General features: G+C 49.2%; 14 protein-coding genes. 12 read left to right on the top strand and 2 right to left on the bottom strand.

Annotation, left to right across the window (positions count from 1 at the left end):
* The first annotated feature begins 21 nt into the window (after positions 1-21).
* The 5 genes from purR (at position 22) to MHB80_RS00200 (ending at position 4,109) form a co-directional block, all read left to right on the top strand.
* Positions 22-852 (top strand): pur operon repressor, encoded by an 831-nt coding sequence (gene purR, locus MHB80_RS00180; RefSeq protein ID WP_341280307.1) that lies wholly within the window; start codon positions 22-24, stop codon positions 850-852.
* A 32-nt stretch (positions 853-884) separates the two neighbouring features.
* The gene (locus MHB80_RS00185; RefSeq protein WP_099521529.1) at positions 885-1,283 is read left to right on the top strand and encodes a RidA family protein; all 399 of its coding nucleotides are present in this window, start codon (positions 885-887) and stop codon (positions 1,281-1,283) included.
* A 129-nt stretch (positions 1,284-1,412) separates the two neighbouring features.
* Positions 1,413-1,700, top strand: coding sequence for a septation regulator SpoVG (spoVG, locus tag MHB80_RS00190; protein WP_020620824.1), 288 nt, complete (start codon positions 1,413-1,415; stop codon positions 1,698-1,700).
* A gap of 228 nt (positions 1,701-1,928) precedes the next feature.
* Positions 1,929-3,329, top strand: coding sequence for a bifunctional UDP-N-acetylglucosamine diphosphorylase/glucosamine-1-phosphate N-acetyltransferase GlmU (gene glmU, locus MHB80_RS00195; protein ID WP_341280308.1), 1,401 nt, complete (start codon positions 1,929-1,931; stop codon positions 3,327-3,329).
* Between the two features lie 129 nt (positions 3,330-3,458).
* The gene (locus MHB80_RS00200; protein WP_341280309.1) at positions 3,459-4,109 is read left to right on the top strand and encodes a 50S ribosomal protein L25; all 651 of its coding nucleotides are present in this window, start codon (positions 3,459-3,461) and stop codon (positions 4,107-4,109) included.
* 235 nt (positions 4,110-4,344) lie between these two features.
* Here the strand turns inward: MHB80_RS00200 and MHB80_RS00205 are convergent, their stop codons facing one another.
* Entirely contained in the window at positions 4,345-4,884 is a 540-nt protein-coding gene (locus MHB80_RS00205; protein WP_341280310.1) for a transcriptional regulator, read from the bottom strand.
* Between the two features lie 285 nt (positions 4,885-5,169).
* Here MHB80_RS00205 and MHB80_RS00210 point away from each other — a divergent pair, with 285 nt between their 5' ends.
* The 6 genes from MHB80_RS00210 (at position 5,170) to MHB80_RS00235 (ending at position 10,485) form a co-directional block, all read left to right on the top strand.
* Complete coding sequence (locus MHB80_RS00210) at positions 5,170-5,994, top strand: sugar ABC transporter permease (protein ID WP_341282811.1); 825 nt, start codon at positions 5,170-5,172, stop codon at positions 5,992-5,994.
* A 23-nt stretch (positions 5,995-6,017) separates the two neighbouring features.
* Positions 6,018-6,857 carry a carbohydrate ABC transporter permease gene (locus MHB80_RS00215; RefSeq protein ID WP_341280311.1) on the top strand — a complete coding sequence of 280 codons (840 nt, stop codon included), beginning with the start codon at positions 6,018-6,020 and terminating at the stop codon, positions 6,855-6,857.
* Between the two features lie 40 nt (positions 6,858-6,897).
* The gene (locus MHB80_RS00220; RefSeq protein ID WP_341280312.1) at positions 6,898-8,256 is read left to right on the top strand and encodes an ABC transporter substrate-binding protein; all 1,359 of its coding nucleotides are present in this window, start codon (positions 6,898-6,900) and stop codon (positions 8,254-8,256) included.
* Positions 8,257-8,259: 3 nt separating this feature from the next.
* Positions 8,260-9,156 (top strand): HAD family hydrolase, encoded by an 897-nt coding sequence (locus tag MHB80_RS00225; RefSeq protein ID WP_341280313.1) that lies wholly within the window; start codon positions 8,260-8,262, stop codon positions 9,154-9,156.
* A 7-nt stretch (positions 9,157-9,163) separates the two neighbouring features.
* A complete protein-coding gene (locus MHB80_RS00230; RefSeq protein WP_341280314.1) occupies positions 9,164-9,508 on the top strand; it encodes a multidrug efflux SMR transporter in 345 nt (114 codons plus the stop codon).
* 62 nt (positions 9,509-9,570) lie between these two features.
* Positions 9,571-10,485 carry a metallophosphoesterase gene (locus tag MHB80_RS00235; protein WP_341280315.1) on the top strand — a complete coding sequence of 305 codons (915 nt, stop codon included), beginning with the start codon at positions 9,571-9,573 and terminating at the stop codon, positions 10,483-10,485.
* On the opposite strand, the gene MHB80_RS00240 is transcribed toward MHB80_RS00235, so the two are convergent.
* A complete protein-coding gene (locus tag MHB80_RS00240) occupies positions 10,482-11,762 on the bottom strand; it encodes a WG repeat-containing protein (RefSeq protein WP_341280316.1) in 1,281 nt (426 codons plus the stop codon). The genes MHB80_RS00235 and MHB80_RS00240 overlap by 4 nt on opposite strands.
* A gap of 237 nt (positions 11,763-11,999) precedes the next feature.
* Here MHB80_RS00240 and MHB80_RS00245 point away from each other — a divergent pair, with 237 nt between their 5' ends.
* Positions 12,000-12,401 (top strand): hypothetical protein, encoded by a 402-nt coding sequence (locus tag MHB80_RS00245; RefSeq protein ID WP_341280317.1) that lies wholly within the window; start codon positions 12,000-12,002, stop codon positions 12,399-12,401.
* The last annotated feature ends 270 nt before the right edge of the window (positions 12,402-12,671 follow it).

Here is a 12,671-nt window from a genome sequence, read left to right on the forward strand (position 1 = left end):
TTTTAGCAGGGGGAGAATTCCTTGAAAAAGTTAAAACGCAGCGCAAGACTGGTAGAGATGACGCAATACCTGCTAAGTCGCCCACATACGTTAATCTCGCTAACAGCTTTTGCGGACCGCTATCAGTCAGCCAAATCATCGATTAGCGAGGATCTGGCGATCATTAAAGAAGTATTTGAAGAAGAGGGCATTGGCGAGCTTAACACCCTTGCGGGCGCCGCAGGCGGCGTAAAGTTCGCACCGAAGATGCATGCCTCTGATGCACGCGACATTATGAATAATATTTGCCGTCAGCTGGAGCAGCCTGAACGGGTGCTCCCTGGCGGTTATTTGTATATGACGGATATGCTTGGCCAGCCTGAGCTGCTGGCTGATATCGGCCGCATGTTTGCGACCGCTTTTGCCGCGAGGAAAATTGATGTCATTATGACGGTAGAGACGAAGGGCATCCCGCTCGCTTACGCAACGGCTGCCTGCCTGAATCTGCCCGTCGTTATCGTACGCCGAGATAATAAGGTGACGGAAGGCTCTGCGGTTAGCATCAATTACGTCTCTGGCTCTAATAAACGCATTCAGACGATGTCGCTTGCTAGGCGGGCACTTAAGGAGCAGTCCCGCGTGCTTATTATTGATGACTTCATGAAAGCAGGCGGCACCATTCAAGGGATGATGGATCTGCTCTTTGAATTCAAGGCGACCGTTGCCGGCGTTGGCGTCTTTGTAGAATCGGGCGAGGTGGAGCTCGAAGAACGACTGCTTGAAGATTATGTGTCGTTAGCGAAGCTGACGGCCGTAGATTTGAAGACCAAGCAGACGACAGTCATACCAGGCAATTATTTTCGCACAGAATAACGATTATTACTAAAGAAGGGTTGGAATAAATGATGTCACAGCATTTAGAACCGAAGGTTATTGCAACAGATAAGGCGCCTGCCGCTATCGGACCTTATTCACAAGCGATTCAGCTTGGAGGACTTCTTTTTACATCGGGGCAAATTCCGCTTAACGCAGCTGGCGAGCTTGTGACGGGCGATATTACGGTGCAGGCGAACCAAGTATTCCGCAACCTGGAGGCTGTGCTTGCCGAAGCAGGAGCAACACTGCAAAATGTAGTGAAGGCAACTGTCTTTATGAAGGACATGAACCAGTTTGTGGCGATGAATGAAGTGTATGCTTCTTACTTTGGCGACCACAAACCAGCACGTTCCGCAGTAGAAGTAGCAAGGCTTCCGAAGGATGTCCTTGTCGAAATTGAAGTGATTGCAGCGATTCCTGTCGAATAGCGTCAGATAAAATTCAAATAGAAAATTTTTTTAAAAATATGCATGTTTTTTCCAAAATAGGAGAAGGAATTGGCACAAAAATGTGGAATATTACACCAAGTCCCAGATAGGCAAAGGTGGTGAACACAAGTGCAAATTACTGATGTAAGACTCCGCCGTGTCAATTCGGAAGGTCGCATGAAGGCTATTGCTTCCATCACGATTGACAACGAATTCGTCGTTCACGATATCCGTGTAATCGACGGAAACAATGGAATGTTTGTTGCAATGCCGAGCAAGCGTACCCCCGATGGAGAATTCCGAGATATCGCTCATCCGATTTCTTCGACCACTCGGGAGAAAATTCAAGCTGCCGTACTCGCTGAGTACGAGCGCGCTGCAACGGAAGAAGAAGTGGCCATTGAAGAGGGTGCTTAATAGCAGCTTCGTTAAAGGGCAAAAATCAGTATCTGCATGAGGAGATAAGGGGGCCAAGGGGGCTCCCTTTTCTTTTTGCCCAAGATGGGATATATTCTTGTAGATAGATGGATGCGGCAGGCCATATATATAATAGGACAACAAAGATTCAGAGCCTGGTAGAGAAAAGCGGTTTTCATGTTGCAGGCGCTTGTGCTCACTAGACTTTTAACTTGGGAGGAATAGCAATTGAAAGTAATGGCGATTGTGCTTGCAGCAGGTCAAGGCAAGCGGATGAAATCCAAACGATATAAAGTGCTTCATCACGTATGTGGCAAACCGATGGTAGGCCATGTGCTGGATACGGTAAAACAGGCGGCTAGCGAGCGGACGGTTGTCATCGTTGGCCATGGCGCAGAGACGGTTAAAGCTTATTTGGGCGAGCAGGCGGAATATGTGCTGCAGGAACAGCAGCTAGGTACGGGCCATGCGGTGCGTCAAGCTGAAGCGCTGATTGGCGCAGAAGACGGCAAAACGATCGTTATTTGCGGCGATACGCCGCTGGTGCGTGCAGAGACGATTCAGGCGATGCTGGCTTTGCAGCAGTCGAGCGGAGCGGCGGCAACGGTGCTGACGGCTTCTTTCGTTGATCCGACAGGCTATGGCCGGATCATTCGCGGCGAGAGCGGCGAGGTTGAGAGAATCGTCGAGCAGAAGGATTGCACGCCAGAGGAAGCAGCGACGAAGGAAATTAATACGGGTACGTATGTGTTTGATAACCGCAAGCTGTTCGAGGCGCTAGCCAAGGTAACAAGCAATAATGCCCAAGGCGAGTTTTATTTGACCGATGTCATTGGCATATTCCGCCAGGCGGGCGAGTCCGTTCAAGGCTATTGCACAGAGGATACGGCGGAAGCGATCGGCATTAATGACCGTGTAGCGCTTGCTGAAGCGGAAGGCTTGATGCGGGCGCGCATTAACCGCAAGCATTTAATTGAAGGCGTTACGATTATTGATACAGCATCAACTTATATAGAAGCAGATGTGCAAATTGGTGCCGACACGGTTATATACTCAGGCACAGTGCTGCGCGGTTCTACGGTTATTGGCGAGGATTGCATCATTGGGCCAAATGCGGATATTCAGGATTCGGTCATCGGAGACGGCGTTAGCGTTAAATATTCGGTTATCGCCGAATCAGAAGTCGGCAATAAAAGCTCGGTTGGGCCATACGCGAATTTGCGTCCCGGCTCCAAGCTGGGCGAAGACTGCAAAATCGGCGATTTTGTCGAGCTGAAAAATGCTACGCTTGGCGACGGCAGCAAGGTATCGCATTTGAGCTATGTGGGCGATGCAGTAGTCGGTAAAGACGTGAACATCGGCTGCGGCGCGATAACGGTCAATTACGACGGCTTCAATAAGTCGGTGACGGAAATCGGCGATGGCGCGTTTGTCGGCAGCAACGTTAATTTAATTGCTCCTGTGAAGATTGGCGACGGCGCTTTTGTCGTTGCTGGCTCGACGATTACAAAGGATGTGCCAGCAGGCGATCTAGCGGTTGCGCGTGCCCGTCAGGAGAACAAGGAAGGCTACGCCGAGAAGATTCGTAATCGTGCGAAAGCGAAGAAGGATAAGAGCAAGAAGGGTTGATTGTATATCACGGCGACGCGAAAGCTGCCTCAAAAGCTGCCCTAAAAAAGGAAGCACCGTTCAGGTTTGTTTATTTTTTGGCTAAATAGGGTAAAGCTATATGGAATATCACTTTTCTAGGAGGTTTCCATGATGTCTAACTCGATGAATGCCGAAACAAGAACTGCTCTTACAAACGGTGAGCTGCGCTCCCTGAGACAGCGGGGCAAAGTGCCAGCCGTCGTATATGGCAAACAGCTGTCCCAATCTACATCTGTTTTGCTTGAAGAGAAAGAATTGCTGGCTTTGCTCCGTTCGCATCCAAAGGCCGTACTGGAACTGAATATTCCATCCCATGGCAAAAAGCCGGTTATGATAACGGATGTACAGCGTGATCCGGTATCGCGCCAAGTGCTGCATGTGGATTTTCATCAAATTAACATGAATGAAGAAGTGAAGACGCAGGTTCGTATCGACTTCCTGGGTGAAGCGAACGGGGTGAAGGAAGGCGGCATTTTGCAGGTGATGCTCCATGAGCTTGAGGTGCAGTGCTTGCCGGGCAGCATTCCGGATTCCATTGAGCTGAACGTGGCGGATTTGGAGATGGGCAGCAACCTGCTCGTCAGCGATATCGAGGTGCCGAGCGGTGTAGAAGTGAAGTCCGATCCCGAGCAGGTCGTTGTGACCGTGCTGGCTCCTCAGAAGGAAATTTCCGAAGAGGAAGCAGCGGAATCGGCAGCCGAGTCGTTTGCTCACGAGGTACGCTCCGAGGATGCGAAAGAGGTTGGCAGCAGCTCGTAGCCTGCAGGCTCGCAGCTCCTAGCTCGTAACGGGTAGGACAAGCGCGACCGGCAGCTTCTGCTGGATCATTATTATATAGGTATTGAAGAAACGTTGCCACACGATAAAAGCGGCTAGCGGCTCCATGCATTTGCATGGGGCCGCTTTTTGTTTGTCCGTTAAGGTAGTTGCCCTCAAGCGTCAATGCAATGGATGGCAGCGCCTCGCGACGCCAACATTGAGACGTAGGGCATGCTCAGTTACCTTTTTCAAAAAAGGCTCCCGCCTTGAGCTGGTCCACGAATTGCTGGAGCCAAGCGTAATATTGCACAGCATGCCGCAGCTTCTGCAAATCCTCCAGGCAGCGCATACGCTCCTCCTCGCTCGTCTTCATGTCCAGAATCAGCTCGCTGAGCAGCGGAATAGTCGATTCGGCCGCTTCTGTCATGACATCCACTTCGTGCTGAAGCTTTGAGGTGAAAAAGTTTTGGAACGTTTTGAAAAAATCGGTCTCCGCCTGATACAGATCCTGCCGCTCCCGCTTCTCTGGCAGCTTCATAATCATTTGCGATGACATTAACGAGCGCACAGCGTAGCTCATGTTGCTTTTGCTCATATTCATATGCGCCTTCATCTCATCGAGCGTCATCGGCTTATCCTCGAAAAACATAATGCCATATAATTGTCCGAACGAATAGTTCGCCCCGTATAAATTCATCGTTTGCGCGATTGCGTCAATCATCGTTTGGCGCAAGGCCAGCCGCTGCGTTTCCTGCTCCTCCGTATGGTCTGGCATAACCATCCTCCATTTCTCCCGTCTGCCTCTTGTCCATATTATAGCGAACTCTTAAAAATCCAGCTTTATATTTGTATCTTTACAAGAAATTAAGCTGGTGATGACGATGCGTTAATAGTTCTACGACATAATGAGTATACAATAAATATTGAATTCATAGATTTTTATTTCGGTAAAACGGCTAAATGGGTCATTAATTAAATTTTTATTGAATGGAGAGTTTAGGTGTTGAAACGGACAGGATGGTTGAACGAGTTAAAAGCAGTGCTGTTTACGCTGCCGGCAATGATTCCGATTACGGTCTTCTGGCTGGCGCCGCTGGTGTATGTCTTTTATTTGAGCTTTGTGGAATGGGACTTTATGAGTCCGGATAAGCTGTTCGTCGGCTTGGACAATTATGTATATTTGCTGCAAAATCCCGCCTTCTACCAGTCGCTGAGGGTGACGCTTCTATTCTGTCTCGGCAGTGTGCTGCCTATTATGGCAGGCGGGCTGGGGCTGGCGCTGCTGCTGGGGCGCTCGCTTAAGGGCTCCGCTCTGTATCGGACGCTGGTATTTGCGCCCTGGGTAACGCCAACGGTGGCCGTGTCAATCGTCTGGTCATGGATATTAGAGCCTAAGGTGGGGCTTGGCAATACGATTCTAGGGGCGATTGGGCTTCCGGCAATTGGCTGGCTGCAAGACCCCAAATGGGCATTGGTCGGGGTGCTGCTGGTAGGCATCTGGAAATCGGTTGGATGGGCGATGATCTTCTACATTGTAGCGCTGCGAAGTGTACCGACGGATATGCTGGAGGCGGCAGGGCTGGATGGAGCAGGGGCTGTTCAAAAATTTCTGCACGTAACGCTGCCGCTTATCTCGCCAACAACGTTCTTCCTGTTCGTTGTGCAGACGATCGAGGCGCTGCAGGCTTACGATTCCATTAATGTATTGACGCAGGGCGGTCCATCAGGCTCGACTCGGACGCTGCTGTATCTGTATTACCAATCGGCCTTCGAATCATTCCAGGTTGGCGAAGCGTCGTCGATTTCTATCGTTATGATCGTCATTTGCGTTCTATTGTCCGTTCTATCCTTCACGGTCAGCCGCAAAATGGTGCATTACAACTAGCTAATAGGGAGGAATTTGGAGTTATGAAGGCTGTTTACCAAGCAGGGCTGGCGCTGCGGCATATTAGCTTGCTGGCTATTGCGCTCGCAATGGCATTTCCATTCTATTGGATGATGACAAGCGCGCTGAAGACAAACGATGAGATTTGGCAGTTTCCACCGACATTATGGCCGGAGGTGCCGTTATGGAGCAATTATGTGGAGGCGTGGCTTGCAGCACCCTTCGGTCAATACATTGCCAACAGCGTAATGGTTGCGGGCGCCATTGTCCTTTTGCAAATTATTAATTCAGCGATGATGGCTTACGCTTTGACCCATATGAGATTTCGGTTAAAAGGTTTTTTGACCAGCATTATTATGCTCGGTTACATGATTCCAAGCACAGCGGTGTATTTGCCCAGCTATATGATTTTATCCAAGCTCTATTTGCTGGATTCATATGCGGGCCTGATTATATCAAACGCGGTCAGCGTCTTCTCGATCTTTCTCATCAGACAGGCCTTTCTGCAAGTGTCGCATGAGATGGTGGAGGCCGGGCAAATCGATGGGGCTTCGCACAGCCGAATTTTATGGACGATTATGGTGCCGCTGACCCGTGCCTCGTTCGTAGTGCTTGCGCTCATTACGTTCATCTCGCAGTACAACAATTATTTTTGGCCGATGCTTATTACGAAAAATCCCGATCTCCAGCTCGTGTCGGCGGGACTGCGCAGCTTTTTCGTGGAAGGGGGTGCTTACGGGCTGAAATGGCCGCTCATTATGGCGGCAAGCTCTTTCACGATTATTCCGCTCTTGCTGCTGTTTCTGTTCGCCCAGCGGACGATTATGCAGAGTGTTAACTTATCTTCTGGCATTAAGGGGTAGCTTTAAGCAATTAAAATAATAAAAAGTGGAGGAATGGACCATGTTGAAAAAAATGAAATGGGTGAGCACGATGTCGCTCACACTTGCAATGGTGACGCTTAGCGCATGTGGACAGACGGCAGGCACGCAGACGGGTGGAGCGGGCAGCAGCAGTACGCCTCAGCAATCGGCAGCAGCCTCGGAGGCGCCGAAAGCGCCGGTGCAAATTGAGTTTTGGTATGGCCTTGGCGGCAAGCTGGGCGAAAATGTAGAAGCCATTATTAAGAAATTCAATGAATCGCAAAGCGAGGTCATCGTCAAAGGTGTAGTTCAAGCGGATTACAATGAAACGGAGCAAAAGCTTCAGGCAGCTATTGCGGCTGGACAGCCTCCCGCTGCGGTGCTGGCCTCCAATGTGGATTGGGCGGCTAAAGGGTATTTTGAGCCGCTGGATGACTATATCGCCGCTGCGCCAGATTTTAAGAAAGAGGATTTTATCCAAACGTTTCTAGAGCAAGGACAAGTAGCAGGCAAGCAGTATTTTATGCCGATGTATGGTACGACTCAGCTCATGTATTATCGCTTGGACACTTTCGAGAAAGCGGGCATCAAGCCGGAGGATATCAAAACGTGGGAGGACCTTGCGGCAGCGGCTGAGAAAATGGCGGTGAAGGAAGGCGGCAAAACGACCTTCTATGGCTGGGAACCGATGTGGGGCGCAGACAATATGATTGATGCGACGCTCAGCAAGGGCGGCAAAATTTTGAGCGATGACGGAAAGACGGTTGTATTCGATTCGCCGGAATGGATTGAGACATGGGATTTATTCCGCAAATGGCTGCATGAAGATAAAACGATGGCGATTCACTCCGGTGGACAAGGCTGGGAGTACTGGTATAAAACGATTGATGATGTAATGAAAGGCCAAGCGGCAGGCTATACGGGTTCAAGCGGTGACCAAGGCGATCTGGATTTCAGCATCGTTGGCGCTATGCAGCAGCCGGGCTGGGAAGGCGTAGGCGAAGGCAAGCCAGTCGCTCGGGCAATTATGGCGGGCGTTCCTGCAAAAGCGAAGGATGAGCAGAAGGAAGCGGCCTTTAAATGGCTGTCGTTCTTCACGGGAAGCGAAAATACGGCATCGTGGTCGATGAACACAGGTTACATTGCGGTACGTTTATCTGCACAAGATGATCCAGCTTTCAAGGCATTCAGCGAAACAAATCCACAAATTAAAGTCCCTTTGCAGCAAGCGTCGCACGGCTCGAAGCCATTCCTTGACCCGACAGGCGGCAAAATCAGCGATGCGCTGACTGTTGCGGCTGATCAGGTGCAAATCGAGAATATTTCGGCAGAGAAGGCGCTGAAGCAGGCTAAGGAAACCGCGCAGCGTGAGCTGGATAAAGCGTTGAAGGGCAAATAAGCGATGATGGATCGTGTAGCTCGTCTAGCTGGAAGGGAAGATGGCATAGAGCAGGAACAACAGCGAAGTCAGGAACAGCAGCGAAATCAGGAAAAAGCGCAAGGGAAGCAGCATACAGTTGCTAGCCTTAAGGTTGACGACGGCAAGCCTTGTGACGTTGAAGCCATTCTTTTTGATAAAGATGGAACGATTATTGATTTTGTCTCGATGTGGGGGAATTGGAGCGAGCTGCTGGCGAGTCGTTATACGGCGCGCCTTGCGGCTAAAGGCTTGCTGCTGTCCAAAGGGATGTTCCCCTCCCTCTGGGGTACCAGCCTTGATGCGGCTGGGAATGTATGCGCGTATGACCGCAACGGTCCGCTTGCGATGGGGACGATGAATGACTTGTATGCCATTGCAGCCTTGCAAGGCTATAAGCTCGGCTTGTCTTGGGGAGAATCGATGCAGCTAGTGAGGGAAAGCAAGGAAGAGGCTGATTTGGAGCTGAAAAGACGAAAATCTGCCATCCCGCTTACGGGCGTTGTCCCTTTTATTGAACAGTGCAAAAAGGCAGGGCTGAAGCTCGGCATCGTCACGGCTGATGATACCGAAGCGGCGCGAGAGCATTTGGAGTGGATGGGGCTGCTGCCCTATTTCTCCGTCGTTATAGGAGCGGATCTCGTGCCGCGCAGCAAGCCGTTTCCCGATATGCTGGAGCTGGCTTGCCAGGAGCTTGGTGTTGTCCCTTCGTCGATCGCTATTATTGGCGATACCGATGGCGATATGAGAATGGGGCAGGCAGCAGGGGCGGCATTATGTATCGGTATAGCGAATCAGGCCGCGAGCGTGCTTCCCTCGGCGGATGTCATCATTGCTTCCTATTCGCAGCTTGTTGTGGAGGAAGCTCATACTGAAGGGTGAGTAAATAGTGGGCTATCTATGGCTGGCACTGGCGATTGTGCTGGAGTTGTCGGGAACAATATCGATGAAACTATCGGCGAGCTTTACGCGCGTGGTGCCGTCGATTGCTATGTTTATTTTTTATGGAAGCAGCTTTACCTGCCTGAACTTTGCCCTGCGTTATATGCATGTAAGCGTTGCGTATGCGGTATGGTCAGGTGTAGGCATTACGCTCATTACAGGGGCCGGCTATATTTGGTTCGGCGAGCGAATCCCGCTTTCGGCTCTGCTATGGGTCGGAGTCATCGTCATCGGGGTTGTCGGACTGAATATGAGCATTAGCGCGCATGGCGCGGCGGTTAGAGGAAATTAATGGAGCTAGAGCAGCGAAGCAGCTAAGGTTAAGGAAGCAATGCAGCAAAGGGAGTTTTAATAATGAAGAAGGTTAGTTTGTGGTGTGAAAAGGATACGGCGCCTAACCTCGGCGAGCCGCTGATGTTTTTTCAAGTCATTACGGATACGCATGTAACGGTTGACCCGAATCATGTGCATAATCAGCAATTCGAGCGCGCGCTTATGGATATTCAGGAACGGGCGGCAGCTTCGGGCAGCGCTGGTATTATGCATGCTGGCGATATTACGGATCATGGGGAAGAAGCGGAATATGTACAGTTTTCAGCGATAGTCGAGCGTGTGAAGCAGAACGGCAAGCTTCCGCCTGTGCTTTATACGATTGGCAACCATGATACGTGGAAGGATTGGGAGCAAGGGCAGGAGCTTGGAAGCTTCAAGCATTTTACGGGAATGGACAGTGTTTATTATGATCGCTGGATCGCGGGCAGCCATTTTATTTTTCTCGGGTCGGAGACACAGACTCCTAAAAATGCGGAGCTATCCAGCACGCAGCTGGCATGGCTTGGAGAGAAGCTGGAGGAGCATCGCGGGGATTCGCGTCCCGTATTCCTATTTCTTCATCAGCCGCTGAAAAATACCGTTGCCGGATCGCTGGAGGAGCAGGAGTGGTACGGCGTGAATCAGGACGAAGAGCTGCGTGAGGTGCTGGCCGGCTGGCCGCAGGTGATTTTGTTCACCGGGCACACCCACTGGGAACTGGGTGCGCCGCATACGGTGTTTGATGGGCAAGGCGAGATCGCGACCATGTTCAACGCGGCATCCGTCGCGTATTTATGGACGGATGAGGATGCGCATAAGGCTGGCAGCCAAGGCTATTATATTGAAGTCTACGAGCAGGGCGTGCGTGTCCGAGGCCGTGATTTTGTGGCGCGCCAGTGGATGGAAGCCCAGGACTATTTTGTGCATAACGGTCATCCGGGTGAAAAAGAAAGCTAGCTCCGCCATTTTTCGTCTTCAATATTGTTCCAAACGATGACGCCTGTCTTATTGATATAAGCATGCATAGCAGGCGTTTTCGTTTTGGAATTTTCACGGAGCTCGACGACAGCCAGCTCTCCCCGGAACGGCTCGGCATAGCTATATGCAGCCGTCGGTTTGATCGCATAAGCACCTTGCTGATTGATATAGCCAAAGGATGAGCCTGCTTGAACAGGGGCTAGTCCGTTTGAGAAAGGGCCACCGGAACTTACGTTCATGGTTGCTCTTTTTCCTTGTTTATTAATGAAAAAGGATTTGCCGTTGCGTTCAACGTAGGCAAGGCCCTCTGAGAAAGGCTGAGCAGCGGTGTAATTAGGCTCGAACAGAAACTCGCCGCTCTTGTTAATAAAGCCGTAGGTGTCTCCAGAAGACACGCGTGCAGCGCCCTCTGTAAATGAATCGGCATAGTTGAAGCGCGCAGGAATAACGAGCTTTCCGGTTTGATCAATAAACCCGTATTTGATTGTCACGCCTTCCTTGCTTTTTTTTAAGTAGCCCACTAAAGCCATACCATCTGAAAAATTGGTTGCACTGCTGAATTGATAAGGAATAACGAGTTTGCCATCCGTATTAATATAGCCGCTGCCTTTACCTATGGTTACGATGGCGAGCCCTTCGGAAAATTCACGGGCTTTATGAAAAATAGGCTCGGTTATTTTTTCACCCTTGGCATTCAAATAACCATACTTCTTGTGCAGCTGTCCATCTGCTCCCTTAACTTGCTCCTTGTATATGACACGCTCATTCTGCATAATGCCGACGCAGCGCGTCTGAGGGCATTCAAAAAGCTTTGTTCCTTCAGCCGAAAAATAGATGATCGTCTTCTGTTTATTGTCAGTAACTTGGACGGGTTCATTCGACTTTAAGGAGAAGGAACGCGAGCCGCCGTCGTATACGGGCTCAATGACGATTTTCCCGCTTTGATTAATGTAGCCGTATTTGCCGTCCTTTTTAATCAAATACAAATAATTGCGGGCTTCAGCCGTCGGTTTCGTCTCCTTTTGCGAACCAGTGTCTTCCGCACCGCTGGCAGATACCGTGCCTGTAATCAGGCTGGTGATGATGGCAAACATAAGTAATGTACGAAATAACCGCATATGCTCATTTCCTCTCTTGTAGCTCGTATGGTTGGATATGGGATTATTTTCCCTATGTTTAATGGACGTTGTTGTGGTGAGATAGGTTGCAGCGGCAACATCATAGCTTGGTGCAAGCAATGATGTATGGTCAGTCAACAGTGCAGCTGCTCAAAAAATTGCAGCACAAATTTCATTTGGTTCAAATCCAGAGCATGACAATGCTCACCTTGGTGCCAATAACGAACAAATTCTCAAAAAACCTCATTACCTGCAACAAAATTATTTGTTAGAGTAGGGGTAGGAGTAGGAGGACATTCCTTCTATAACTAAATCTAAATAGTCTAAGTAGGTTTGAGCTGCACAGACTATTCAGATATCTTAGGAGGTAATTTTATGTGTTATTTCATGTATGCAGCTACGGATAATGAGCTCAATAGTGATATTTTTCATGAATACAACAGGAAGTACAACATTTATATAGAGGATATTACAGCTTACGTTCCTGAGAGAATGAAGGATTATGTTTATTATTCTATAAACAGACAGTGTGCATGTGATTTTTATTCATCAGATGCAAGAAGAAATAATGAGAAAGAACTCTTAGCGCTATTAACATTAATAAAACAATCAGGAAGCTTGATATTTTGCATTGTAGATGATGGGAATAATAAGTATGAAGGAATAAGTTTGCAAAAAGTTATGGAGAGCTTTCCTGATGAGGAGCTAACTTTAGATGATTTTTTAAACAGGTACCCTATAGCGTTAAAACCTAACCATGTATACAAGGTTTCATAAATATAGAGTATGTGAAAAAAGTAAAGAACCAGACCGCGTGAATTTTATAAACTTATATATCACACGAATAGAATGGATAACTAAAAACAATTTCAGTCTGTTTCTTTAAGATTACAGGGACGATAGTGAAATGAGCCGCCTGATGGCCTGCTGGGATGACCCTGCTGGCGGTCAGGCTTTTTTTCACGTGGAACATTTTTTGTGAAAGGGGGCTGCAATATATTGACCGCAATGAAGGAAAATAAGGTAAAATGGAGAACATAACAATCG

Source organism: Paenibacillus sp. FSL H8-0537 (assembly GCF_038051995.1).
Taxonomy (GTDB): domain Bacteria; phylum Bacillota; class Bacilli; order Paenibacillales; family Paenibacillaceae; genus Pristimantibacillus.